This window comes from Anoxynatronum sibiricum, from assembly GCF_039414295.1.
Taxonomy (GTDB): Bacteria; Bacillota; Clostridia; order Peptostreptococcales; family Tindalliaceae; genus Anoxynatronum; species Anoxynatronum sibiricum.
On sequence record NZ_JBCITM010000003.1, the window covers coordinates 283,424 to 308,740 of the forward strand.

At 47.6% G+C, this 25,317-nt stretch carries 21 protein-coding genes; all 21 read left to right on the forward strand.

Annotation, left to right across the window (positions count from 1 at the left end):
* Positions 1–164 precede the first annotated feature (164 nt).
* Positions 165–635, forward strand: a complete 471-nt coding sequence (locus tag AAIG11_RS05010; protein WP_343185147.1) for a tRNA (cytidine(34)-2'-O)-methyltransferase — start codon at positions 165–167, stop codon at positions 633–635.
* Positions 636–674: 39 nt separating this feature from the next.
* Entirely contained in the window at positions 675–1,529 is an 855-nt protein-coding gene (locus AAIG11_RS05015) for a DegV family protein (protein ID WP_343185148.1), read from the forward strand.
* Between the two features lie 86 nt (positions 1,530–1,615).
* Entirely contained in the window at positions 1,616–3,169 is a 1,554-nt protein-coding gene (gene grdC, locus AAIG11_RS05020; protein WP_343185149.1) for a glycine/sarcosine/betaine reductase complex component C subunit beta, read from the forward strand.
* An 18-nt stretch (positions 3,170–3,187) separates the two neighbouring features.
* Positions 3,188–4,381, forward strand: a complete 1,194-nt coding sequence (grdD, locus tag AAIG11_RS05025; protein WP_343185150.1) for a glycine/sarcosine/betaine reductase complex component C subunit alpha — start codon at positions 3,188–3,190, stop codon at positions 4,379–4,381.
* Positions 4,382–4,485: 104 nt separating this feature from the next.
* Entirely contained in the window at positions 4,486–5,886 is a 1,401-nt protein-coding gene (gene rpoN, locus AAIG11_RS05030) for an RNA polymerase factor sigma-54 (protein ID WP_343185151.1), read from the forward strand.
* Between the two features lie 140 nt (positions 5,887–6,026).
* On the forward strand, positions 6,027–7,049 hold the full coding sequence (locus AAIG11_RS05035; protein WP_343185152.1) for a sugar-binding transcriptional regulator: 1,023 nt from the start codon (positions 6,027–6,029) through the stop codon (positions 7,047–7,049).
* 70 nt (positions 7,050–7,119) lie between these two features.
* Positions 7,120–8,316, forward strand: a complete 1,197-nt coding sequence (locus AAIG11_RS05040; RefSeq protein WP_343185153.1) for a phosphoglycerate kinase — start codon at positions 7,120–7,122, stop codon at positions 8,314–8,316.
* A gap of 12 nt (positions 8,317–8,328) precedes the next feature.
* On the forward strand, positions 8,329–9,075 hold the full coding sequence (gene tpiA, locus AAIG11_RS05045) for a triose-phosphate isomerase (RefSeq protein WP_343185154.1): 747 nt from the start codon (positions 8,329–8,331) through the stop codon (positions 9,073–9,075).
* A gap of 16 nt (positions 9,076–9,091) precedes the next feature.
* On the forward strand, positions 9,092–10,630 hold the full coding sequence (gpmI, locus tag AAIG11_RS05050; RefSeq protein ID WP_343185155.1) for a 2,3-bisphosphoglycerate-independent phosphoglycerate mutase: 1,539 nt from the start codon (positions 9,092–9,094) through the stop codon (positions 10,628–10,630).
* A 91-nt stretch (positions 10,631–10,721) separates the two neighbouring features.
* On the forward strand, positions 10,722–12,011 hold the full coding sequence (eno, locus tag AAIG11_RS05055; protein ID WP_343185156.1) for a phosphopyruvate hydratase: 1,290 nt from the start codon (positions 10,722–10,724) through the stop codon (positions 12,009–12,011).
* Between the two features lie 127 nt (positions 12,012–12,138).
* Positions 12,139–12,378, forward strand: a complete 240-nt coding sequence (secG, locus tag AAIG11_RS05060) for a preprotein translocase subunit SecG (RefSeq protein WP_343185157.1) — start codon at positions 12,139–12,141, stop codon at positions 12,376–12,378.
* Positions 12,379–12,415: 37 nt separating this feature from the next.
* On the forward strand, positions 12,416–14,425 hold the full coding sequence (locus AAIG11_RS05065) for a sodium-translocating pyrophosphatase (RefSeq protein WP_343185158.1): 2,010 nt from the start codon (positions 12,416–12,418) through the stop codon (positions 14,423–14,425).
* A gap of 79 nt (positions 14,426–14,504) precedes the next feature.
* The gene (locus tag AAIG11_RS05070; RefSeq protein ID WP_343185159.1) at positions 14,505–14,801 is read left to right on the forward strand and encodes a DUF1294 domain-containing protein; all 297 of its coding nucleotides are present in this window, start codon (positions 14,505–14,507) and stop codon (positions 14,799–14,801) included.
* Positions 14,779–17,013: a ribonuclease R gene (gene rnr, locus AAIG11_RS05075; RefSeq protein ID WP_343185160.1), complete on the forward strand. Its 2,235-nt coding sequence runs from the start codon at positions 14,779–14,781 to the stop codon at positions 17,011–17,013. The genes AAIG11_RS05070 and rnr overlap by 23 nt, the downstream gene beginning before the upstream one ends.
* A gap of 167 nt (positions 17,014–17,180) precedes the next feature.
* A complete protein-coding gene (locus AAIG11_RS05080) occupies positions 17,181–18,305 on the forward strand; it encodes a BMP family ABC transporter substrate-binding protein (protein WP_343185161.1) in 1,125 nt (374 codons plus the stop codon).
* 178 nt (positions 18,306–18,483) lie between these two features.
* On the forward strand, positions 18,484–20,037 hold the full coding sequence (locus AAIG11_RS05085) for an ABC transporter ATP-binding protein (protein WP_343185162.1): 1,554 nt from the start codon (positions 18,484–18,486) through the stop codon (positions 20,035–20,037).
* Positions 20,030–21,118 carry an ABC transporter permease gene (locus AAIG11_RS05090; protein ID WP_343185163.1) on the forward strand — a complete coding sequence of 363 codons (1,089 nt, stop codon included), beginning with the start codon at positions 20,030–20,032 and terminating at the stop codon, positions 21,116–21,118. Before AAIG11_RS05085 ends, AAIG11_RS05090 begins: the two co-directional genes overlap by 8 nt.
* A complete protein-coding gene (locus AAIG11_RS05095) occupies positions 21,111–22,046 on the forward strand; it encodes an ABC transporter permease (RefSeq protein ID WP_283407521.1) in 936 nt (311 codons plus the stop codon). Before AAIG11_RS05090 ends, AAIG11_RS05095 begins: the two co-directional genes overlap by 8 nt.
* Positions 22,043–22,972 carry a pyrimidine-specific ribonucleoside hydrolase RihA gene (gene rihA, locus AAIG11_RS05100; protein WP_343185164.1) on the forward strand — a complete coding sequence of 310 codons (930 nt, stop codon included), beginning with the start codon at positions 22,043–22,045 and terminating at the stop codon, positions 22,970–22,972. Before AAIG11_RS05095 ends, rihA begins: the two co-directional genes overlap by 4 nt.
* A 13-nt stretch (positions 22,973–22,985) precedes the next feature.
* A complete protein-coding gene (locus AAIG11_RS05105; protein ID WP_343185165.1) occupies positions 22,986–23,906 on the forward strand; it encodes a nucleoside hydrolase in 921 nt (306 codons plus the stop codon).
* Entirely contained in the window at positions 23,903–25,237 is a 1,335-nt protein-coding gene (locus tag AAIG11_RS05110; protein WP_343185166.1) for an amidohydrolase family protein, read from the forward strand. Before AAIG11_RS05105 ends, AAIG11_RS05110 begins: the two co-directional genes overlap by 4 nt.
* Positions 25,238–25,317: the final 80 nt, after the last annotated feature.

A 25,317-nucleotide genomic window follows, 5' to 3' on the forward strand; every position in this document is an offset into this window, starting at 1 on the left:
AGAGCTCCTTTCCGGTTGCATGACCAAAATGTCATTGACTGTTGCTGTAATGCATACCCTATGGGGGATTTTAAAAACACTCATTGCGGCAAATCTCAACTGTGGTATAATCGGAACAAAGGTCAATCATGGAGTTGATAAACCCATATAACCAGGAGGACAACATGTCATTGCATATTGTTTTGTATCAACCTGAAATCCCTCAAAATACAGGCAACATTGCCCGCACCTGTGTTGTTATAGGAGCGCACTTACACATTATTGAACCGGCAGGTTTTTCGCTGGAGGATAAAATGGTCAAAAGGGCCGGGCTGGATTACTGGGATCTTCTTCAACTGAAAAGATACCAGGATTTCAATACATTTCTTCATCAAAATGATCATCCGGTGCCCTTCTGTCTAACCACAAAAGGCACTCGTTATTATCATCAAGTCAACTACCCGAAGCCCTGCTATCTGCTTTTCGGAAGAGAGAGTGCCGGCCTGCCGGAAGAAATACGACTGGCTTATGAAGATAGCTGCATCAAACTTCCGATGAATGATAATCCTCGCGCCAGGTCACTGAACTTATCAAATGCAGTGGCAGCTGTTGCATACGAAGTTCTCAGACAATGGCGCTTTCCTGAAATGAGATGAAGAGTACAAAGGAAGATTAGAGATGAAGGAGGAATCGACATGAGAACCATACAACTTATCACTGACAGCATGACAGATATTCCCCGGTCTCTGGCAGAAAAACACCATATTCAGATTGTCCCGTTAACCATTTTTTTCGGAGCGGAAGCGTTTCTGGATGGAGTGGATCTGACCAGTAAAGACTTCTATCACCGATTAAACGAAAGTGAAACACTTCCCAGTACATCGCAGGTAACTCCGGCTGCCTTTCAGGCTGCTTTTGAAAAAGCGCTCGCAGACGGAAAACAGGTGCTTTGCATCAACGCTTCGTCAAAAGCCAGCGGAACTCATCAATCTGCACTGATTGCCAAAGAAACCATCGGATCTGCGGACATTTGCGTGGTGGATACCATGGGCCTGTGCATGGGTGCTGGACTGACGGTGCTGGAGACAGCCCGGCGCATTGAATCAGGAGCAACTCTTGAGGAAGCCGCAAGTTTTGCAGCTTCCTTTGCGGTGAATATCACTCATCTTTTTACAGTGGATACAGTGAAGTACCTGCAGAAAGGCGGGCGTATTAATCCTGGAAAAGCAATGATGGCAAACATACTGAACATCAAGCCAATTTTAACGGTTCGTGATGGTTTGGTAGATCCGCTGGATAAAGTCAGAGGCTCCAAAAAAGTGATTCACAAAATGCTGGAGCTGGCATTGCAACAGCAACGTGACTTGACAGACAAAACCATTGTCATAGCTCACTCAAACGTTTCTGAGAAGGCAGCGGTTTTTCAACAGGAAGCACAGGAGATGCTGAAACCAAAAGAAATCATTCTGGCAGAAATTGGTTGCACCATTGGAACTCATACTGGTCCCGGGACTCTGGCGCTGTTCTTTCATCATGGAAACATCGCATAGACAAAGTGAGATATGACTAAATTGTCATAAGTCATTAATGCATCAATACTGTTAATGTGTGGACAATACCTTTGGAGGTGACCCTGGTGTTTTTTCCTGTTATCAAAGCAGAAGGCTATACCCTGGCTCATGCCGCCGGTTTGATGGCACGCTTCAGCGCAGTTGCCCGTGAAGCTGTGCATATAAATCCGACAGCAGAATTTATGAAGAAACTGCCTGACTCGTTGCGTACATTCGATGAAGTGGTGGCTTATCCACCCAATCAGGTATATATTGGAGAAATGAACCCAGAACAGCTTCGGCGCCTGGGGACCCCCTGGTACGATCATCCGCTTTCCGGTTCCGACAGGTATGGTGCTTTTGGTGAAATCATGCCTCAGGAAGAATTCATTGGACTGGTTAAAACAGCAGATGTGTTTGATCTGATTCGTCTCGAAAAGAGCTTCACCTCCATGTTGAAAAAACAGCTATCCAAGCACCCGCTTTTCAATGAAGCTCGGATTGCCCGGCTTAAAGAAGGGGAAGAGCTGGAAAGCCTGCGTTACCTTATTGAAGAACAGCAGGCCACGCCGCTTGAACTGGAAGGCAAAATAGTCGGCTGTGTGAAACGTGGTCATGAGTTTGACCCAAACCTGTCACCGCTGGTCATCATGGAAAATCTGGCCACGAAAGCTTCGGCAGTCTTGACCTGCCTGAACCTGCTGGATAGAAACGGGATTGACCCCTTAGACATCGACTATGTGATTGAGTGTTCAGAGAATGCAGCGGGTGATATGACCCAGCGGGGCGGTGGAAATTTCGCTAAAGCCATTGCCGAAGCCATCGGTGCAGGTAATGCCACCGGCTCAGATACCCGGGCCTTTTGTGCGGCACCAGCTCATGCGATTGTAGAGGCAGCAGCGCTGGTGCAGTCAAAAATATATAAAAATGTCTTGGTCACTGCTGGGGGAACCCTTGCAAAACTGGGAATGAACGCCCGGGAGCATATGGCAAAGGATGTTCCCGTTCTTGAAGACATGGTTGCTGGATTTGCAGTGCTCATAAGCGAAAATGATGGGATCAATCCCATTATCCGCACCGATCTCATCGGTCGTCATACCGTTTCCACAGGATCTTCTCCCCAAGCAGTGATCACATCGCTGGTCACCATGCCCCTTGATAAAGCGGGCTATAAAATTCGGGATATTGATCGGTACTCGGTTGAAATGCAGAACCCAGATATAACCCGCCCTGCTGGAGCCGGTGATGTGCCGGAAGCAAACTATAAAATGATTGCGGCATTGGGAGTCAAACGGGAAGAAATAGAGCAGCGAGAAGTGGCCACTTTTGGAGAGCAGCATGGTTTTCCAGGTTGGGCACCTACCCAGGGACATATCCCTTCAGGGATACCCTATATCGGTCATGCCCGTCAGGCTTTTCTCAATAACGAACTACATCGTGCCATGATTGTCGGCAAAGGCAGTTTATTCCTTGCCAGGCTGACGAATCAGTTTGATGGTATCTCGTTTATATTGGAAAAGAACCCAGGAGAAGTACAGCAGGAAAACGGCAAAATGATCTCTGAGGATGAAGTCAAAATGATGATCGCGTCGCTCATGCGGGATTTTGCGTCCAAGCTGCTGGATGATCAGGAATCATAGAAATCGAGGTGCATTACCATGCCTGAACAGCTCTCTGTCAAGAAAATCGCAGGAGAGGTTTTTTACCAAATTGCCGATGCTATCGAAAGTGGAAAATTCGGCAGGAACATAAAAATTGGATTGACAACATTGGGCTGCGAAGTTGGAGTGGAAAACTGGGTGAAAGCCGCGGAGGAAATTTCCGATCGTATGGATGAGTTTGAAGTGGTGCTCATAGGCCCGCGTCAACAGACCCATTTGCTTCAATTTGAAGCCTCAACTGAAGAAGAAATGCATCGAAAAATGGAAACAATGTTGGATTACGGAATGCTTGACGCCTGCATAACAACCCACTACACTTATCCAATAGGGGTTGCATCGGTGGGCAAAATGATGGCGCCCGGAAAAGGGCGGGATTTTTATCTGGCAACCACCTCAGGAACAGCGGCATTGAACCGTTCTTCGGCCATGGTGATGAATGCACTGTATGGCATAATCGTGGCAAAGACAATGGGAATTGAATCGCCTCGTGTGGGAATTCTCAATGTGGACGGTGCCCGTCAAACAGAAAAAGCGCTTCATCAACTGGCCGCAAATGGTTACCCCATTGAGTTCGCCAACTCTGTGCGTCCTGAGTCCGGCTGTATCATGAGAGGTAACGATGTCATAGCAGGTACGCCAGATGTGCTTGTGCAAGACTCTCTAACGGGCAATATCACCATGAAAATGTGCGCAACTTTTATGACAGGTGGCAGCAGTGAATCGGTGGGAGCCGGCTATGGCCCCGGTATTGGAGAAAACTACGAACGCCTGGCAATGGTCATATCGAGAGCCTCGGGGTATTCTGTTGTTCAGAATGCTGTTTTATATGCTGTTCAGCTGGCAAAGGGAAAACTGAATCAGGTGGCTAAGAAAGAGTTTGATCTGGCGCATCGTGCGGGGTTGCAGAGGTTGATCCAATCCTTAAACAATGATCGGAACGGAAGAGGAACCAGAAACAGTGAAGAAGTGGTTTCGCCACTGGGAGAACCAGTGACCAGTGGCATTTCAGGCGTTGATATCATGGACATTGAACAGGCAGTGAAACTCATTTGGAAAAATGGCATTTATGCGGAAAGCGGCATGGGATGCACCGGTCCTATACTGATGGTTAATCATCGAAATTTGGAAAAAACACTGGTGCTGCTGAGGCAAACTGGATTTTTAGTGCAGGAAGAAATTGAATGCGTGTAAACATATGCAAATTATGTGCCAAAACAAGCCGATTATGGAAAAAGTCTTTTAATTATTATGGAATAATGGTATAATAACTTCAGAATCCTTGGACGGTAGTCAACATGAAGATTTGGGAGGTGATGGCAGTGGAAATGGGATACAATCTTCATTTGGAACAATCACAGAAACTGGTGATGACACCGCAACTGCGACAGGCCATCAAAATCCTTCAGTTCACTTCAATGGAGCTGGAAGAATACATTGAACAGCAAATTGAAAGCAACCCTGTCATTGAGATTAATGAAGAAGAAAAAGCCGCCAAAGAAGAACCCAGCCCAGAAAATAAAGTGGACTGGAAAGAATACGTGGAAGACTTTGATAACTATGAATACTGTAAAGAAGCTTTTCACCACAATCGGGACAATGACTTCAATTATGAGAATATCATTTTTAAAAACCCAACACTGCAAGAACACTTGCTGTTTCAATACCATTTAACCCTGCTGGATGCAGCTTATCATGAGATTTGCGAGTATATTATCCACAGCCTGGATGACAACGGCTATCTGACGGCAGGAGTGGAAGAGATCGCACGAGAACTGGAGGAAGATCCTGCAACAGTGGAATATGTGTTGCGAATTGTGCAGAGCTTTGATCCTGTGGGCGTTGGGGCACGGAATCTCAGTGAATGTCTTTCGATTCAATGTCGTGCCGCAGGAATCAGAAATGAAAACGTTTACCAGATCATCCATCATTATCTGGATGATCTGGCAGATAACAAATACCCCCTCATTGCTAAACAATTGAACATTTCTTCGGCACAAGTACAGGAAATCTGCGATTACCTTAAAACACTGGAGCCCAAACCCGGGCGCATGTATGCTGATGCTGACAACCGGTATGTCGTGCCAGATATGGTGGTACGAAAAGTGGGCGATGATTACTATATTATCCCCAACGACCGAAACAGTCCCCGCCTGACCATTCGCAAAGACTATCAAAAAATGTTATCGAGCGAAGAGCAGAATCACGATGCGGTCAAATTTCTCAATGATAAATTTAACAGTGCCATGTGGTTGATCAAAAGTATTGAACAACGCATGCAAACCATTTACAAAGTGGTTGAAATGATCGTTCGCAAACAGCGCTGTTTTTTCGAATACGGGAAAAAGCATTTAAAGCCAATGACACTGAAAGAAGTGGCAGACGAAATCGGAGTTCACGAGTCTACGGTGAGTCGTGCGACAAATGGCAAGTATATGGAAACCCCGATGGGAACCTTTGAACTGAAGTATTTCTTCTCCAGCGGCGTCTCCGACGAAAATGGTGAAGGCATTGCATCGGAAAGTATTAAGAATTATATCAGAGATATCATTGATGCTGAAAATGCACGGAAACCATTGAGTGATGACCGCATCGCCCACGAACTGGCGGTGAAAGGTATCAAAATTTCGAGAAGAACCGTTGCAAAATACCGGGAAGATATGAAAATACCAGCATCTTCCAAACGCAAACGTTATTGAAAAAAGGAGTTTCTTTAGTTGCTCTCCATTGATATTTAAGATATAATGAGGGTGGGCCTAAGCTCGCTCTTTTTTTACGATGCAGGGACAAAAAATGCAACACAGGGATCAAAAGTGTCCCGAGAAGGGCGGATAAATCCATGAAAGAGCTACTGGATCTTCAAAAAATAATTGTGCCTGAAATGCTGACCCTCATGGAGAAACGGTATCATATTTTGAGGAACATTGCTGTCTGGCAACCCATCGGTCGACGGTTACTTGCCGGCAAGTTACAGATTGGAGAGCGGATTGTACGCAAAGAAATCTCTTTTTTGCAACTGCAGGGGCTTCTTGATGTTGAGGCTGGAGGCATGACGGTTACGCCAGAAGGGCGGGAAGTGATTCAAAAACTGAAAGAGAGTATCTATCAGCTGAGAGGCATCCGGCATCTTCAGGATTCACTTCAGAAAAAACTGGGAATCCGCAATGCTTATGTGGTCTCTGGAAATCTCGAAGAAGAAGAGTATGTGCTCAATGATATGGCGAAAGTTGCTTCAATGCAATTGCAACAAACCCTGGAAGATGACATGGTGCTGGGGATCACTGGCGGCAGCACGATGGCAGCTGTGGCCGAAGTGCTTACACAGATGCGAAAGATGGAACATGTAACTGTCGTACCTGCCAGAGGAGGATTTGGCCGTGAAGTGGAAAAACAGGCCAACACCGTTGTGGCACAAATTGCCCGCAAGTTGGGAGCCCGCTACATGCTGCTCCATGCCTCTGACACGTTAAGCAAGGAAGCTCTACAAAGTGTTTTGAATGACCCCGCCATCAAAAAAGTGGTGGAAACCATCAAAACCACACGGTGCCTCGTTTTTGGAATAGGTCGTGCTGATGAGATGGCGCGGCGCCGAGAGTTTTCACAGGACCAGATTGACATGCTGTCGAGGCAACGGGCAGTGGCAGAGTCTTTCGGTTTCTACTTCACCCGAGAAGGCACCATCGTGCATGAAATTGAAACCCTGGGCATCAATTTCAACGATTTTCTCAAAATGGAACATGCCATCGGAGTTGCCGGGGGAGCTCGCAAGGCAGAAGCCATCTTCACCATTGCCAGATTGAAACCATCGATGGTGCTGGTAACAGATGAAGCCGCCGCAATGGAAATTATGAAACACTTTTAAAGCAACCTATAATGAGTGACCATTGTGAATCCATGGCCATTGATCATGAATGATGAATAGGAGGGATTGTATGTCGGTGCTTCACAAAAAACGCATGGAAGATTTAAAGGTGTCTGGAGAAAAAGTGCTGGTGCGTTGTGATTTCAATGTTCCGATGAAAGAAGGCAGTATTACAGACGATATCAGGATTCGTGCTGCTTTGCCTACTGTGGAATATCTGTTGAAAGAAAATGCGGCTGTGATTCTGATGTCTCACCTCGGAAGACCCAAAGGCGAGGCAAATCCGAAATATTCTCTGAAGCCTGTGGCTCAACGAATCGGAGAGTTGTTGAACAAACAGGTTTTATTTGCTGATGACAATCTGGTAACGGGAGAAACAGCGCAGCAAATGGCTAGTGCCTTAAAACCGGGAGAAATTTTGCTGCTTCAAAATGTGCGCTATCGAAAAGAAGAAGAAAAGAATGACACTCTTTTTTCAAAAGAGTTGGCCTCGTTGGGAACCATGTATGTTAACGATGCTTTTGGAACAGCTCATCGGGCCCATTGCTCCACAACAGGGTTGGCTGAATACTTGCCCGCAGCTATGGGATTCCTTATCGAAAGGGAAGTGCAATTTCTGGGTAAAGCGCTGGAAAATCCTGAAAAACCTTTTGTCGCTATTTTAGGTGGCGCGAAAGTATCGGATAAAATCGGCGTGATTGAAAACCTGATGACGAAAGTGGACATATTGATTATTGGCGGCGGAATGGCTTACACATTCCTAAAAGCCAAAGGATTTGAAATAGGCAAATCGCTTCTTGAAGAAGATAAACTGGATTTGGCCACTGAGTTGATGGAAAAAGCAGCAGCTTCCAATGTGACCATGTTATTACCGGTAGATACTGTGACAGCGGATGCTGTCAGCGAAGATGCCGCATACAAGACAGTAATGATGGAAAATATGCCCGTTGATGGAATCGGTGTTGATATTGGTCCTGAAACCATTAATCAATACACCAAAGCTATAAAAGAAGCAAAGACAGTTGTTTGGAATGGCCCTATGGGTGTTTTTGAAATCAATGCATTTGCCAACGGCACAAGAGAAGTCGCAAAAGCACTGGCAGCAAGTGATGCGGTTACCATTATTGGCGGCGGCGACAGTGCGGCTGCCGTTGAACAGTTGGGATTTGCCGAAGCCATGACTCATATTTCTACGGGTGGCGGCGCTTCGTTGGAATTTCTGGAAGGCAAATTACTGCCAGGAATTGCAGCGATTCCGGAAAAATAAAGGAGGAAATGTATGCGTATTCCATTGATAGCTGGCAACTGGAAAATGAACCTGGGTTGTGTTCAGGGGACTGAACTGGTGAGAAAAATTTATGAAGAACTGGGTGATACCGATGTGGAAGTGGCGGTTTGCTGCCCGGCACCGCTGCTCTGTTGTATGGCGATTGAGCTGAAAGACACCCCCATTCGGCTGGGTGCCCAAAATATGCACTGGGAAGATGCGGGTGCCTTTACCGGAGAAGTATCTGCTGCTATGTTGAAAGAAGCAGGTGTGCATTACGTCATTCTTGGTCACTCTGAACGCCGACAGATCTTTGGTGAAACAGATGAAATGATTAACAAAAAGACCAAAAAAGCACTTGAAAAGCAACTTGTTCCAATCGTCTGTATCGGCGAAACCCTTGAAGAAAGAGAAACAGATAAAACCTTTGAAGTATTGACACAGCAGCTGAAGAAAGACCTGGAAGGTCTGACCGAAGAAGCGGTGGCTGAGCTGGTAATAGCCTATGAGCCTGTATGGGCCATTGGCACTGGAAGAACAGCCACACCAGAACAGGCAAATGAAGCCGTTGGTTTTATTCGCAGTCAACTGGAGCAGGCATATGGAGACGACATTTCTGAGAAGATACGCATTTTATATGGTGGCAGTGTAAAAGCAGATAATGCCACCGAGATCATGAATTGTGAAGAAATTGATGGTGCACTGGTGGGTGGCGCCAGCCTGAAGGCCGAGGAGTTTTTAGGTATCATCCACTTTTAGTGCGAAAGGACGCGATTTGATGAAGAGACCAGTAGTGTTAATGGTTTTAGATGGATTTGGACTAAGAGAAAAAGTTGCAGGAAATGCGGTAAAGCAGGCACAATTGCCGCGTTTTCAGGAGCTGATGGCAACCTGCTCTCACACCAGGGTGGAAGCCAGTGGCTTAGCAGTCGGTTTGCCTGCCGGGCAAATGGGTAACTCTGAAGTAGGTCACTTAAACATTGGTGCTGGCCGGGTTGTATACCAGGAACTGACGCGGATCACTAAATCAATTGAAGAAGGAGACCACCTTACAAACGAAGCTTTTCTTACTGCCATGAACCATGCCCGGGAAAAAGGAACCACACTGCATTTAATGGGACTGCTTTCTGATGGAGGTGTTCACAGTCATTTGGACCATGTCATAGGGTTGTTGGAAATGGCCCAAAAAGAAGGGCTGGCAGATGTGGTGGTTCATTGCTTCCTGGATGGAAGAGATACACCGCCTCAAAGTGCATTATCCTATGTGGAGCAGTTGGAAAATCAAATGATGCGAATCGGCATTGGACGAATTGGCATGGTTTCCGGTAGGTATTATGCCATGGACAGAGACAAACGCTGGGAACGAGTTAAGATAGCCTATGATGCTCTGGTTCAGGGAGTTGGACCCCGTGCCGCGACGGCAGCTGCCGCCATCCAACAGTCTTATGAGCGAGGAGAAAACGATGAGTTTGTATTACCCACTATTATTGGACTGAGCGCTGGCGACAGTCATTGTGTGAAACCAAATGATGCCGTGATTTTCTTTAATTTCCGTCCCGACAGGGCTCGGGAAATGTCACGTGCCTTGTTGGACGAAACCTTTGATGGCTTTGAACGTCCGGCAGGCAAGCTGCCTTTGGTGTATGTGACCATGACGCAATATGACAAAACCATCCAGGGACCACTGGTGGCCTACCCGCCCCAGAGTCTACGCAATACACTGGGTGAAACAGTCAGCCATCAGGGTAAAAAACAACTGCGTATAGCAGAAACCGAAAAATATGCCCATGTCACCTATTTTCTTAATGGTGGCATCGAAACGCCCTTTGAAGGCGAAGATCGGATCATGGTGCCTTCTCCAAAGGTGGCAACTTATGATCTGCAACCAGAAATGAGTGCAGAAGAAGTGACAGAAGCGTTGATCCAACGCCTCGATGATCAAGACCTGGATTTGGTGGTACTCAATTATGCCAATCCAGATATGGTGGGGCATACCGGCATCATGGATGCTGTGGTAACAGCTCTCGAAACGGTTGATAAATGCATGGGACGCGTGGTCGACAAAGTGCTTGCCATGGATGGTGCGCTACTAATCACGTCAGATCACGGCAATGCAGAAGAACTATTGAATGAAGAGTCGGGAGCACCGGTGACATCTCATACCACCAACCCGGTTCCGTTGATTCTGGCTGGGATGGAAGGTGTTTCCCTTGCAGCTAATGGGCGTCTGTGCGATCTGGCACCCACATTGCTGGAAATGATGGGGTTGGAAAAACCCGAAGAAATGACGGGGCAGTCGTTGCTGGTGAAATAATGGGCATCCAATGCCTGAGTAAGTAACCGGCAATTGAAGGAAAAGGTCACAGTCAATCAGCAACTATCTATGAAAAGGAGTGAATCATTTTATGACAATTATCAGTGATGTATATGCACGGGAAGTATTGGATTCAAGAGGCAACCCCACTGTTGAGGTGGAGGTATATCTTGAAAGCGGTGTGATGGGCAGTGCCATTGTTCCATCTGGAGCGTCGACAGGATTGTTTGAAGCGGTTGAACTGAGAGACGGCGATAAAAGTCGTTACATGGGCAAAGGAGTTCTGAAGGCCGTTGAGAATGTGAATGAAGTGATTGGTCCGGAAATCATCGGGCTTGACGCTGTTGATCAGGTGGCCATTGATGAAATCATGATTGAACTGGATGGCACTGAAAATAAATCCAAGCTGGGAGCCAATGCCATGCTGGGCGTTTCCATGGCGGTGGCCAAAGCTGCAGCAGAGGCGCTGGACCTGCCCTTGTTCCAATATGTCGGCGGTGTCAATGCCAAACAGCTGCCAATGCCTATGATGAATATCCTTAATGGTGGTGCTCATGCAGACAATAATGTGGATATCCAGGAGTTTATGGTCATGCCCGTGGGTGCAGCCACGTACAGCGAAGGGCTTCGCATGGGAGTGGAAGTCTACCACAGCCTGAAAGCTGTCTTGAAATCCCGCGGCTTGGCCACAGGCGTTGGTGATGAAGGTGGATTTGCCCCCAATCTGGCTTCCAATGAAGATGCGTTTAAAGTAATTGTTGAAGCCATTGAAAAAGCAGGATACAAACCGGGTGAAGATATGAAAATAGCTGTGGATGCAGCGGCTTCCAGCTTCTACATGGAAGATGATAAAATCTACGATCTGGCCGGCGAAGGCGTGAAGAAAACCGCTGAAGAAATGGTAGATTACTATGAAGAAATGATCAACAAATACCCCATCCTTTCCATTGAAGATGGTCTGGCAGAAGAAGACTGGGATGGTTGGAACCTGATGACCAAGCGTCTTGGCAATCGCATTCAGATTGTTGGTGACGATATTTTCGTTACCAATACAAAGCGTCTAAAAAAAGGAATTCAGCAAAAAAGCGCCAATTCAATTCTGATTAAACTGAATCAAATCGGTACCATTACTGAAACCCTGGACACCATCGAAATGGCTAAAAGAGCGGGCTTTACCTGCGTCATTTCCCACCGTTCAGGCGAAACTGAAGACAGCACCATCGCTGACTTTGCCGTTGCAGTAAACGCAGGGCAGATCAAAACGGGTGCTCCTGCAAGAACTGACCGTGTGGCAAAATATAATCAACTGCTGCGCATTGAAGACATTCTGGGTGAAACTGCCAAGTTTGGTGGCGAAGAATTGTTTTACAACCTGAAATAAGCACTGCTTTCAGTGGCAGTGCTGGTGTGCCCCTTCCGGAACCCGGGAGGGGTGTTTTAACTGTTGCGTTTAAAAAGGGCCTGTGATAGAATAGCTATGTTAAAGACATGGTATGGGAGGTGTGAAAATGAGCGGTTTGAGAATAGTCCTGATGATTATTCAAGTGGTGGCTTCTTTGGTGCTGATCGGAAGCATCTTGATGCAATCCGGCAAAAGCGCCGGCTTATCCGGTTCCATTTCCGGTGGCGCAGAGCAATTATTTGGCAAACAGCAGGGCCGAGGCTACGAAGCCATTCTAACGAAGGTAACTACAGCCGGTGCGGTGCTGTTCATTATTGTTGCCATTATTTTGGTTGCCATTCAGTAACAACTTACTTATGAACTATTGGGAGGGACACGATCAAATGAATCAGTTCATTGCTGCACCCTTGGCGGGCATTGCGGCCCTTGTTTTTGCGTACATGCTTGCCGCCAGAATTAAAAAGGTTGATGCGGGAAACGATCGCATGAAAGAGATCGCATCCTACATTCATGAAGGGGCAATGACTTTCCTTCAAAGGGAGTACAAAACCCTGGTAATTTTTGTCGTTGTATTGGCGGTCGTACTTGCAATCGGAATTAACCCGTTGACAGCTGTTTGCTTTGTCATCGGGGCGCTTTTTTCAGCCCTTGCCGGTTTTTTTGGAATGCAGGTGGCTACTCAGGCCAACGTTCGCACTGCTAATGCTGCAAAAGAAAGCGGCATGAACAAAGCATTAAGCGTGGCTTTTTCCGGCGGAGCAGTGATGGGCATGTCTGTTGTCGGCTTGGGTCTTCTGGGCGTTGGCGGTCTGTTTATCCTGATTTCGGGTATGAAAACTCCTGAAGAGGCTGCAACCATTATCACCGGATTTGCCCTTGGAGCTTCTTCCATCGCTCTTTTCGGTCGTGTGGGTGGTGGTATTTATACAAAAGCTGCTGATGTTGGAGCTGACCTGGTGGGTAAGGTTGAGGCAGGTATTCCGGAAGATGATCCCCGCAATCCAGCTGTCATTGCTGACAACGTGGGTGACAATGTGGGTGATGTCGCCGGTATGGGAGCTGACCTTTTTGAGTCCTATGTGGGTTCCATTATTTCCGCAATTTCATTAGGACTTTTAGCCTACGGTTTAAACGGAGCTCTCTTTCCACTAATTCTGGCAGCTGCCGGTATTATTGCTTCCATTGTTGCCACATACTTTGTTAAAGGTGATGAGAATTCCAATCCGGCAAAGGCGCTTCACAGAGGCACCTATGTGAGCGGAGCCATCACCGTCGTGGTTGCATTTCTTCTGAGCCGCAGCCTGCTGGGTAACCTGAGTGGTTTTCTGGCAGTGGTCACTGGGCTTGTTGTAGGTATGTTAATTGGTAAAATCACTGAAATATATACATCGGGTGACTATGATTCTGTGAAAAGAATTGCCAAACAAGCTGAAACCGGTCCAGCCACTACCATTATCAGTGGCTTGGCGGTGGGTATGATGTCCACCATGTACCCCATCATCTTTATCGCTGTTGGTATTCTGGTTGCTTTTAGTGCGGCTGGTCTCTACGGGATCGCGCTGGCAGCAGTCGGTATGCTGGCGACAGCCGGTATGACCATTGCTGTGGATGCTTACGGGCCCATTGCCGACAATGCTGGGGGAATCGCTGAAATGTGCGATCTTCCCAAAGAAGTTCGTAAAATCACCGACAAACTGGATGCTGTAGGCAATACCACGGCAGCCATCGGAAAAGGATTTGCCATTGGTTCTGCAGCACTGACAGCCCTTGCACTGTTTGCCACTTATACCGCTGCAGTCGGGTTGAGTTCCATTGACCTGACAAAACCCACCGTTATTGCTGGCATGCTTATTGGCGGCATGTTGCCTTTCCTCTTCTCGGCCCTGACCATGGAAGCCGTGGGAAAAGCAGCTAATGAAATGATTGAAGAAGTACGCCGACAGTTCCGCACCATTGAAGGCATTATGGAAGGCACTGGCAAGCCTGACTATGCCAACTGTGTTGACATCAGTACGGCTGCCGCGCTGAAAGAGATGGTTCTGCCGGGTCTGCTGGCGGTGTTAGTACCCATTGCCACAGGTCTGTTGCTTGGTACTGAGGCTGTAGGCGGTCTGCTGGCAGGAGCACTGGTTGCCGGTGTACTAATGGCCATCATGATGGCCAATGCCGGCGGGGCCTGGGACAATGCCAAAAAGTACATCGAAGAAGGGCATCATGGCGGCAAGGGTAGCGAGGCTCATAAAGCTGCAGTTGTCGGCGATACAGTCGGAGATCCCTTTAAAGATACATCCGGTCCTTCCATCAACATTTTGATTAAGCTGATGACTATTGTTTCTGTTGTCTTTGCGCCGTTATTCATGACTTTTGGCGGCTGGCTCTCAGGATTATTCTAAATCACCGGTTAAAAAGCCCTTTGCCCTTTCAGGCAAAGGGCTTTTTTCAAAGAAAAGATATTTAAAAAGGAGAATGAACATGCCATTATCACCTGCCAATGCCTTTTATCTGATGATGGGCCTGCTGTCATTTCTGTTAATGGGCATTGATAAATTCAAGTCTGTGAGAAACCAGTGGCGGATCAGTGAAATAACTTTTATGGCATTATCTCTTTTGGGAGGTGCCCCAGGCGTGCTGGCAGGAATGCTGGTGTTTCGCCATAAAATCAGAAAACCACTCTTTTATCTGGGGGTACCGGTGATCTATTTATTTCACAGAGTGCTGATGACCCCACTGCTGCTACGAATATTGATTGAAGCGGGAATTGGGTGGTAAGAATAAGATAGCCTTCATTTTCTCACACGAACCAACAGAAGGAGGGAGCAGAATCGAAACGACACGTATTGAACAACTGAAAGAACAGGTTATCACCTGTATGAAAACAAGTGCTTACCGGCCGATGTTGATCCATGAATTAATGGAAGCGTTGGAAATCGATAAAAGTCAGCGAAAAATGTTCCAAGAAGTTCTGGAACAGCTGGTGCAGGAAGGGTTAGTGATGCAAACCAGAAAACGCCGTTACGGCATTCCTGAAAAGATGGGATACATGATGGGAACTCTGAAAGGGCATATGAAAGGGTTTGGGTTTGTGGATGCCGATGATCGGTCGCTTCCATCTGCTTATATTTCAGCCAATGCCATGAAGGGTGCATTGCATATGGATAGAGTGCTGGTTCGCATCAGACAGGCTTCAGTGGATGGCCAAAAGGCAGAAGGTGAAATTGCCACCGTTTTACAGAGGGGCCTTACTGACATTCCCGGCACCTATGAAAAAGGAAAAAAATATGGGTTTGTGGTTCCTGATGATCCGCGAATCAATACGGATATTTTCATACCATCGGATCGGGCCAAAGGCGTTCCCAATGGACACAAGGTGGTTTGTCGCATCACCCAATGGCCTGAGAATCGGCGTAACCCTGAAGGAAAAATTACTGAAGTGCTGGGAAATCCAGCAGACCCAGAAACTGACATGTTGGCCATCATTGCCAAGCATGGTTTGAAAGAAAGCTTCCCCAAAGCGGTTTTGAAAGAAGCAAGAGGGATCGACCAACAGATTTCGCAGAAGGAAATCAGTAAACGTCTTGATCTTAGAAAGATGCAGATCATCACCATTGATGGTCCGGATGCGAAGGATCTGGATGATGCCATTTCGGTGGAAGGCCTGGAGAATGAAGTGATTCGGCTGGGAGTTCATATTGCCGATGTGGCTCATTATGTGAAGGCAGGGACGCGCCTTGATGCAGAGGCTCATGAGAGAGGCACCAGTGTCTATCTGGTTGATCGGGTGCTGCCCATGCTTCCGCCAGAACTATCCAATGGTATTTGCAGCCTTAACCCGGGTGAAGATCGGTTAACCCTGTCTGTTTTCATGAATATTGACAGAAAGGGCAATGTGATCAAACACGATATCTGCGAGACGGTGATCAATTCCAAGGAGAGAATGATATACGATGATATAAGTGATCTTCTGGAACATCAGAATGGTGAGATGATGAAACGGTATCATCATCTGAAAAATGACCTGAAACAGATGGAAACCCTCTACCGTCGACTGCGGCATAAACGGGATGATCGCGGCTCCATTGACTTTCATTTCGCTGAGGCTAAAGTGATTCTTGATGACAAAGGAAATCCACTGGATATTGTGTTGGAACAGCGACGAACAGCTAACCGGATGATTGAAGAATTCATGCTGGTGTGTAATGAAACTGTTGCTGAGCATTATTACTGGTTAAAACAACCCTTTGTGTATCGGGTTCATGAAGATCCTGATGAAGAGAAAATGCAGGAACTGCGGGTATTCGTTCATCACTTTGGGCATCAGCTTAAAGGCAGCGGTGACGATTTGCATCCGAAGGTGCTTCAGGAACTGCTGGCAGCGGTGGAAGGAAAAAAAGAAGCACCGGTTATTAACACCATGATGCTTCGTTCTTTAAAAAAGGCCCGCTATACAGCTGTTCATGGCACTCATTTTGGGCTGGCTGCCCGCTACTATTCTCATTTTACCTCACCGATTCGCCGCTATCCTGATTTGGCGATACATCGCATCATTAAGAATGTACTGGCAAAGGGTGTGGTGACGAATGATGATGAAAAGGAAAATGTAGTGGCACGGCTTGAAAAGACAGCTGCACATGCCTCTGAACAGGAACGAACTGCAGAAGAAGCTGAACGGGAGACAGTGGATCTTAAAAAAGCGTTGTACATGCAATCTCGTATCGGCAATGAATACGAAGGCCTGATATCTGGCATCACCTCCTTTGGGATGTTCATTGAGCTTGAAAACACGGTTGAAGGCTTGATTCGCCTCAGTGACCTGGAAGATGATTACTATATTTTTGATCAGCAGCATCTGACACTCACCGGTGAGCGGACAAAAAAACGATTTCAGATCGGTGAACCGGTGCGTGTTCGTGTGGCTGGTGTGGAAGTGATGCAGCGGCAAATTGACTTTGAGCTCATTGAAGTGCTTGATGTGAAAAATTGAGTGACATAACTGAACCAATGTTTGAAATCGACGCAACACATTGACTAATCAGCCTAAATCGAGTAAAATTGTGACAGGATTGTCGAATAAACACATCAGTTACCGCACATGACGGTAACAACCAAAAGGGGGAGTTTCAAGTGAAGAAGTCTGGCAGCTTAGTTTTAATGTTACTACTTGTACTTGCTTTAGCACTTTCCGGTTGTGGATCACCGGAACCCGCAGCACCTGCAGCACCGGCAGAACCGGCAGAACCGGGAGCGCCTGCAGAACCGTCGGAAGATGCTTTGAAGGTTGTTCTGCTTCTCAATGGTACGTTGGGTGACAGATCCTTCTTTGATTCCGCACATGCCGGTGTTCAAATGATCGAGCAGCAGTTTGGAGCAGAGGTGCGCACCATCGAAATGTCCTACGACCAAACCCGTTGGGAACCAACTCTGTGGGAAGTATCTGAACAAGACTGGGATATCATTATTCTGGGAACATGGCAAATGACAGAATACCTGGAAGAGATTGCTCAGGAATTTCCTGACAACCGCTACATCATTTTTGACACATCTGTAGATTACAGTGTTGGCGATCTGAGCAATGTTTACTCAATTTTATACAAGCAAAACGAAGGGTCTTTCTTGGCGGGTGCCTTGGCTGCCAAAGTGACCACCTCAGACATGGAACTGTCCAATGACCGTAAATTGATCGGCTTCCTGGGAGGCATGGACATTCCCGTAATTAATGACTTCCTGGTGGGCTACATTGAAGGAGCTCTGTATGTGGACGAAGACGTTTCAGTGTACGTCTCGTACATTGGCAGCTTTGATGATTCCGCCTCCGGTAAAGAGAATGCACTGGCACAATACAATGCAGGTGTGGACATTGGCTTCAATGTGGCTGGTCAGGCTGGCCTGGGTCAATTGGATGCTGCTCAGGAAGTTAACCGATATGCCATCGGCGTTGACTCCGACCAGGCGATGGTTTTTGCAGAATCAGATCCTGACAAGGCTGAACTGGTGCTTACTTCCATGATGAAGCGGGTTGATAACTCTCTGGTACGAGCCGCTGAAATGCATATCGCTGGCACCCTTCCCTATGGTGAAGCAGAAGCACTGGGGTTGGTGGAAGAAGCAGTCGGACTGGCCAATAACGATTTCTTCGAAAGAAATGTACCGGCTGAAATTCGGGCTGAGCTGGAAGAGCTGGCTGAAATGATCATTAATGGTGACATCACTGTCAGCAGCGCCATTGGCATGAGCACCGATGAACTGAACCAAATCAGAGATGCCGTCAAGCCCTAAGGCGATGACGAACAAAATGGATATCAACTGTACAATTCGGGGCAGAATGTTCTTCTGCCCCGTCTTTCCCTGAACAGAAGATTTGACAGAGAAAAGGCAGTCCATCCAGTTGAGTATCCTGTGATTATAAACTCCCGCCCTATGACGGGAGTTTTATGGATAGGGGGTTCGAACAACAGTGGAAGAAATATTGGCAATGAAAGGCATTACCAAAGTATACCCCAATGGGATTGTCGCCAATAAAGACGTGGATTTCTCCGTCAGAAAAGGCGAGATCCATGCCATTATGGGTGAAAATGGTGCCGGAAAATCAACACTGATGAAAATCCTGTTCGGCATGGAACAGCCGGAAAAAGGGGATATTTTTTTCAAAGGGGAAAAAGTAGTCCTGCATTCACCCAATACAGCCATCAACTATGGTATTGGAATGGTGCATCAACACTTTATGCTGGTGCCTTCCCTGACTGTTGCTGAAAATATGGTGCTGGGAGTGGAACCCAAAAAAAGCAGTGTTCTTTTCGATTTTGAAAAAGCGGTTCAAATGACAGAAGAGGTATCCCAAAAATACAATCTGGCCATTGATCCAAAAGCGATAGTGGAAGACTTGGCAGTGGGAAAAAAACAAAAACTGGAAATTTTGAAGGCATTGTTGCGAGGCGCCGAAGTGTTGATTTTGGATGAACCCACGGCCGTTCTGACTCCACAGGAAACCAAGGAATTATTTGAAGAATTAATTAATCTTAAGAATCAGGGATTCACGATCATTTTTATTTCCCACAAATTGAAGGAAATCAAACAAATAACCGATCGGCTGACGATTTTAAGAAATGGCCGCAGCATGGGCATTCATGAGACAAAAGCCATCAGTGAACAGGAAATTTCCCGTCTCATGGTGGGTCGTGATGTTGTTTTGAAAGTAGACAAAAAACCAGCAACTCCAGGCGAAGTGGTCATTGAAACCAAAGGTCTCAGCTACCACGATGCCACTGGAAAACCAGTGGTCAACCAAATGTCTTTCAGGGTTCGAAAGGGCGAAATCATGGGAATTGCAGGCGTTGAAGGAAATGGTCAGGGTGAACTGGTGGAATTGATCACCGGCCTGAAAAAGCCGTCTGTTGGCGATATCTTTATTGGAGGCGTGCCGGTGAAGGATCTGACAGTGAAAGAGATCCGCAACTTGAAAACATCTCATATTCCTGAAGATCGCATGGTATATGGCGTTGCAGCAGAAGGAACCATCGGTGAAAATCTGATTTCCGACCGATTTGACCATCCTAAATATAATGGTAAATTGCTGCAAAAAGTGAAATCCTTAATTTCACGTTCTGAAGAGCTGATTAAAGATTATAAAGTAAAATGTGATGGCCATACACAGCAGGTGAACATGCTTTCGGGTGGCAATATACAAAAGGTAGTGGTTGCCCGGGAGTTTTCATCAGATCCAAAGTTAATTGTCGCTGATCAACCGACCCGGGGAATTGACGTGGGTTCCACAGAGTTTATTCGTCGAAAGCTGGTGGAACTGCGTGATGAAGGTACCGCGGTGCTGCTGGTATCAGCCGATTTGAATGAAGTGCTGGAACTAAGTGACAGCCTGATGGTGATGTACGGCGGTGAGATTGCGGCTTACTTTGAAGATGCCTCACAGGTGGATGAAATGGAGCTGGGCATGTACATGCTGGGACTAAAAACAATGGAGCAGCATGAAATGGGAGGTGCCACCGGTGAATAAACGAGTTCTGTTTGAAACCATCCGCACATTGGTGGCCATCGGCGTGGCGCTCTTGCTGGCCCTTATCATTATTTTCTCCGTCAGTGATGAGCCGGGGTATGCCCTTGAACGTTTTCTGCTGGGCCCTGTGACTAATCTGCGGAATTTTGGTAATGTCCTGGAAATGGCCATTCCCTTAATCTTTACAGGTTTAGCCATTTCGGTGATGTTTATGGCGAAACAGTTCAACCTTGGAGCAGAAGGTGGTTTTTTCTTTGGAGCCGTCGGAGCAACAGCCCTGGTACTGACCTTCAACTTGCCGCCAGTGATACTGCCTGTGGCTGCCATTATTGTTGGCGCTCTGGCAGGAGGCCTGGGCAGTGCCCTTCCAGCAGTTTTGAAGGCCAGAATGGGTGCCAGTGAGCTGGTGTCTTCACTAATGATGAACTTTATTCTTTTCTGGCTGGGTCTCTTCATTATTAATAATTATTTTCGGGATGCCATGGCAGGTGCAATGGCTTCGCACCGCTTTCCCGATGCGGCGAAACTAACGCGTATTCTTCCGGGAACCCGGCTGCACTTCGGCATCTTCATCGCCCTTGCCATGGTGGTTGTGGTATACCTGTTTCTATATCGCTCCCGCTGGGGGTACGCCCTGCGAATGGTGGGGTTGAATATTCGATTTGCCGAATACTCGGGAATCAATACCAAGTCAGTGATCCTGTACTCTCAGATTATTGGAGGAATGATTGCCGGGATGGGAGGTACCGTGGAACTCTTGGGTATGTATCCCCGTTTTACCTGGTTTCAGCTCCCTGGTTATGGTTGGGATGGCGTCATTGTAGCTATTATGGCTCGCAATAATCCGCTGTTGGTGCCTGTCTTTGCATTCTTCCTGGCGTATCTGCGCATTGGTGCTGATATTATGGCCCGTGTGACCGATGTTCCCAGCGAAGTGGTGGCGATCATCCAGGGGGTTATGATTATGCTGGTGACAGCAGAAAGACTGCTGGCTGGCTGGAGGCATCGCATGGTGGTCAAGGATAAAATGAAAGCAGCCGAAGCGGCAGAAGTGGAAGGGGGAGGTGTGCAGCATGGGTAGCTTATTTGACATTATTTTTTCAGCCAACTTTGGTTACGCAGTGTTGCGTGTGACAACCCCCATCCTATTTGCTTCCCTTGGTGCGCTCATTTCGATTAAAGCCGGTGTTGTCAACATTAGTATGGAGGGAACCATGCTGACAGCTGCATTGGCCGGTGTGGCCATCAGTGCTTACACAGGCAGTGCCTTTGGTGGACTGGTGGGAGCGGTGGTCGTTGGCATGCTTCTGGGCCTGTTGTTGGCGTATTTTGCCCTCAACTTGAAAACGGACATTATTTTGGCCGCTATTGCTATTAACCTCATGGCCTCCGGCGGCACTGTGTTCGGTTTGTTTGTGATCTCAGGTGACCGGGGCATTTCGTCATCTCTCGCAAGCAAGGTGCTGCCCCGCATCCAAATTCCAATTCTTCACCAGATTCCAGTGCTGGGCCCTGTGTTCTCCAATCATAATGTGCTCACGTATGTAGCTTTTATTTCAGTGGCGTTGGTTTATATACTACTCTACAAAACACCATTGGGACTTCGAATTCGTGCAGTGGGAGAAAATGCCCATGCTGCAGATTCGGTGGGAATCAGCGTGAAAAAAACCCAGTATATTGCCCTGATCATGAGCGGTGCTTTTGCCGGTTTTGGCGGTGCTTTCATGTCCATGGGTTATGTCTCCTGGTTTTCAACCAATATGATTGCCGGACGTGGCTTTATCGCCTTGGCAGCAGAAGCGTTGGGAATGGGAAGGCCCTTTGGTGTGCTCTTAACTTCCTTGTTATTCGGCAGTGCTGATGCTTTGGCCAATGCCCTGCAGGCTTTCAGAATTCCTTCAGAGTTCGTTCAGATGGTGCCTTATGTGGTTACCATTATTGGTCTGGTAGTGTATGCCCAGCGCAAGCATTCTGCCGCACAAAAAGTACGTCAGGAGGATCGTGCATGAAAAAACCAATCTTAATGGACTGCGACCCAGGGCATGATGATGCCATTGCCCTGCTCATGGCCTTCGCCAGTGATCAACTGGACGTACTCGCAGTGACCACTGTGGGTGGTAATCAAACCAGTGAAAAAACGTTGCAAAACGCTTTAAAAGTACTGAGTTTCGCAGGCGTCACTCATGTACCTGTGGCAGCAGGTGCCAGCCAGCCTTTGGTAAGAGAGCTGGAAATCGCACCGGAGGTGCACGGCGAGTCCGGTCTTGATGGCCCTGTGTTGCCGGAACCAAGATTTGCTCCCAGTGATAAAACAGCCATTGAACTAATGGAAGATGTCATCATGAACTGTCAAGAAAAGGTGACACTGGTACCCACGGGGCCACTCACCAACATCGCCAGTTTACTAATTGCAGCTCCCCAAGTGAAAGAGCGTATCCAGCGGATTTCTCTCATGGGTGGTTCTGCTGTGGGAGGCAACTGGACGCCGGCAGCAGAGTTCAACATCATGGTGGATCCTGAGGCCGCCGACGTTGTTTTCCAGTCTGGCATACCCATTACCATGTGCGGTTTGGATGTGACCCATAAAGCACAGATTTTTGACCATGAAATTGAACATATTCGTCAACAGGGCGGCAAAGTGGCAGTAATGGTGGCAGAGTTGCTGGATTTCTTTGCAAAATTTCACCAGGAAATGGGTTTTGAGGGAAGTCCTCTCCATGACCCATGCGCAGTTGCCTGGTTAATCGACCCCACCCTGTTTACCTCCCAGCATGTGCGGGTAGACATTGAGACCTGCGGCGAGCTCACCGACGGTGCCACCGTGGTAGACCTGAGAGGAATCAATGGTCGGGAAAAGAATGTGGATGTGGTTTACGACATTGACCGGGAACGATTTATTCAACTGTTGTATGACAGCCTAAAAAAATACCGGTAAGGAGGGTACTGCTTTGAAACATGCTGTGATTATTGACTGCGATCCGGGAACGGATGATACCATTGCCCTTGTCATGGCGCTGGCATCTGAAGCGTTGGACGTGAAAGCGGTGACCACCGTGGCCGGAAACCAGACTGCAGATAAAACGGCCCTTAACGGCTTGAAGATTGTTTCTTACTTAAAAAAAGAGATACCAGTGGCTAAAGGAGCAGATAAACCCATCATGCGTCCCCTGGTAACAGCTGAACATGTTCATGGTGAAACAGGATTGGGTCCGGTAACTTTGCCCGAGCCTTCCATTGAAGGGCTTGATACACCTGCCTGGGATCTGTTTTACCAGTTGTCGGCAGCGAAAAATGAAAAGATTCATCTCATTACCCTGGGTCCCCTTAGCAATGTGGCCATTGCCCTGATGAAGTATCCCCAACTGAGGGATTACATTACCCATATTACCATGATGGGTGGTTCCATGGGATATGGAAATGACACCCCTGCAGCGGAGTACAACATTTACGCTGACCCGGAAGCAGCCCGCATGGTTTTTGAAGCAGGCATTCCCATCACCATGGTGGGATTGGACTGCACTCATCAAGCCTGGCTCACACGTGAAGAAATTGACACGATAGAAGCACCTGAAGGCAGCGGTGCCTGGCTTGCCAAAGCAATGATGAATCATATTCATGCCTTCGCTACCAACTACGGGTTTCCGGGTGCTGTAATGCATGATCCCTCTGCTGTGGCGGCGGTGATCGATCCCACCCTCATTGAAACAAAAGATTATTATGTGGCAGTGGAGACCAAAGGCAAACATACCACCGGCAAAACCGTTGTGGATGTGATGGGAGTGACGAAAAAACCGGCCAATGTGGCGGTGGCAGTGGGCATTGACAGGGAACGGTTTGTTCAACTGGTGCAAGAGTTGATGAAAGCATGATGGTTGATGAAAAAAAGATTCATGTGAAAGCAGATGTGATACTGAAAAATGCCGGTATTCTTGATGAAACCGGCACTTTTTACACAGCAAAAACTCTGGTGATTCACAAAGGTGACATCACTGCCATTGTAGATGCAGGTGAGATGAAAGGTGTGGATGAAACCGGTGCTGAAGTGGTGGACTGCAGTCAACTGGTGATTACCCCAGGCCTGGTGAACCTGCACACTCATTCACCCATGACGCTGTTTCGGGGACTGGCTGAAGATGTCTCCATCGACGACTGGTTCAACCGGGAAATCTGGCCCTATGAAAAAAATCTACAGGCATCACATGTGCATGCAGGCGCCCTGGCAGCCATATATGAAATGATTAACTGTGGTGTCACGGCTTTCGCCGACCACTACATGTTTCCTGAAGCCATTATGCAGGCAGTAATGGAAAGCCCCATACGCTGTGATCTGGCGCCCACCCTCTTTGGTTTGTCAGACACCATTGAAACAGAAATGGAGGCTTGTCGCAGCCTGATTAAAGAGCACCAGCATACCAACTCTCGTCTGGCCCTGCGGGTGGGACCTCATGCCCCCTACACCTGCCCGCCGCCAGTCCTGAAAACCATGGTTGCCATGGCAAAGGAGTTGAATACGGGAATACATCTTCATGTCTCAGAAACTGCAGCACAAGTCAAAGAAAGCCTGAAGGTCTATGGAAAAACACCTTTTCAAATGGTGGCAGAAGCCGGTGGCTTTGATGTGCCGGTGATCATTGCCCATGGGCTCTGGATCATGCCGGAGGACCGACTGCTGCTGAGCGAAGCCACCACCATCGCCGTTAGCCCTAAAACATACCTAAAACTGGCCATGGGCCATGGGCACCTGTGGGATGACTCTATGAGCCTGCCCCTGGCGTCTGGAACTGATGGTGCAGCCAGCTCCAACACCCTTGATCCCCTGGAGCAAGTGCGTCTGTTTGGACTACTTGGAAAACACTTCCATCAGGATGCCACCCATTTCGGCTGTCAAACCCTTTGGAAGATTCTGATGAGGGGGCATGAGGCACTGCCTTTTCAATCAGGCAAAATCGCCGTTGGTGCAGCTGCAGATTTAACCTTATGGCAGCTGACACAACCTGGGGTGGCACCGGTGCACCACCCGCTGGCAGCTATTCTCTACAGCAGTGGCCCACAGCAGGTGGCCCATGTGATGGTGGAAGGAAAATGGGCCAAAAAAGATGGCCGTGTCAATATGAACCACCATCATGTCAAAAACATGCTCACTGAAGCAAGCAATCATTTGATGACACTGGGGAAAGGCAGCATTCCATTCACCTTTTAGGGAAAGAACAGTGGAAACCAGGTATGCTGCAAGTACCGAAGTGGTAAATATTTCGCTTAATTATCGTCTGAATGGAGGTA

Excerpts from the sequence above, each read along its gene's own strand:
- AAIG11_RS05010 (WP_343185147.1), top strand. The coding sequence starts at position 165 with ATGTCATTGCATATTGTTTTGTATCAACCTGAAATCCCTCAAAATACA.
- AAIG11_RS05015 (WP_343185148.1), top strand. The coding sequence starts at position 675 with ATGAGAACCATACAACTTATCACTGACAGCATGACAGATATTCCCCGG.
- grdD (WP_343185150.1), top strand. The coding sequence starts at position 3,188 with ATGCCTGAACAGCTCTCTGTCAAGAAAATCGCAGGAGAGGTTTTTTAC.
- rpoN (WP_343185151.1), top strand. The coding sequence starts at position 4,486 with ATGAAGATTTGGGAGGTGATGGCAGTGGAAATGGGATACAATCTTCAT.
- AAIG11_RS05035 (WP_343185152.1), top strand. The coding sequence starts at position 6,027 with ATGAAAGAGCTACTGGATCTTCAAAAAATAATTGTGCCTGAAATGCTG.
- AAIG11_RS05040 (WP_343185153.1), top strand. The coding sequence starts at position 7,120 with ATGTCGGTGCTTCACAAAAAACGCATGGAAGATTTAAAGGTGTCTGGA.
- tpiA (WP_343185154.1), top strand. The coding sequence starts at position 8,329 with ATGCGTATTCCATTGATAGCTGGCAACTGGAAAATGAACCTGGGTTGT.
- eno (WP_343185156.1), top strand. The coding sequence starts at position 10,722 with ATGACAATTATCAGTGATGTATATGCACGGGAAGTATTGGATTCAAGA.
- secG (WP_343185157.1), top strand. The coding sequence starts at position 12,139 with ATGAGCGGTTTGAGAATAGTCCTGATGATTATTCAAGTGGTGGCTTCT.
- AAIG11_RS05065 (WP_343185158.1), top strand. The coding sequence starts at position 12,416 with ATGAATCAGTTCATTGCTGCACCCTTGGCGGGCATTGCGGCCCTTGTT.
- AAIG11_RS05070 (WP_343185159.1), top strand. The coding sequence starts at position 14,505 with ATGCCATTATCACCTGCCAATGCCTTTTATCTGATGATGGGCCTGCTG.
- AAIG11_RS05080 (WP_343185161.1), top strand. The coding sequence starts at position 17,181 with ATGTTACTACTTGTACTTGCTTTAGCACTTTCCGGTTGTGGATCACCG.
- AAIG11_RS05095 (WP_283407521.1), top strand. The coding sequence starts at position 21,111 with ATGGGTAGCTTATTTGACATTATTTTTTCAGCCAACTTTGGTTACGCA.
- rihA (WP_343185164.1), top strand. The coding sequence starts at position 22,043 with ATGAAAAAACCAATCTTAATGGACTGCGACCCAGGGCATGATGATGCC.
- AAIG11_RS05110 (WP_343185166.1), top strand. The coding sequence starts at position 23,903 with ATGATGGTTGATGAAAAAAAGATTCATGTGAAAGCAGATGTGATACTG.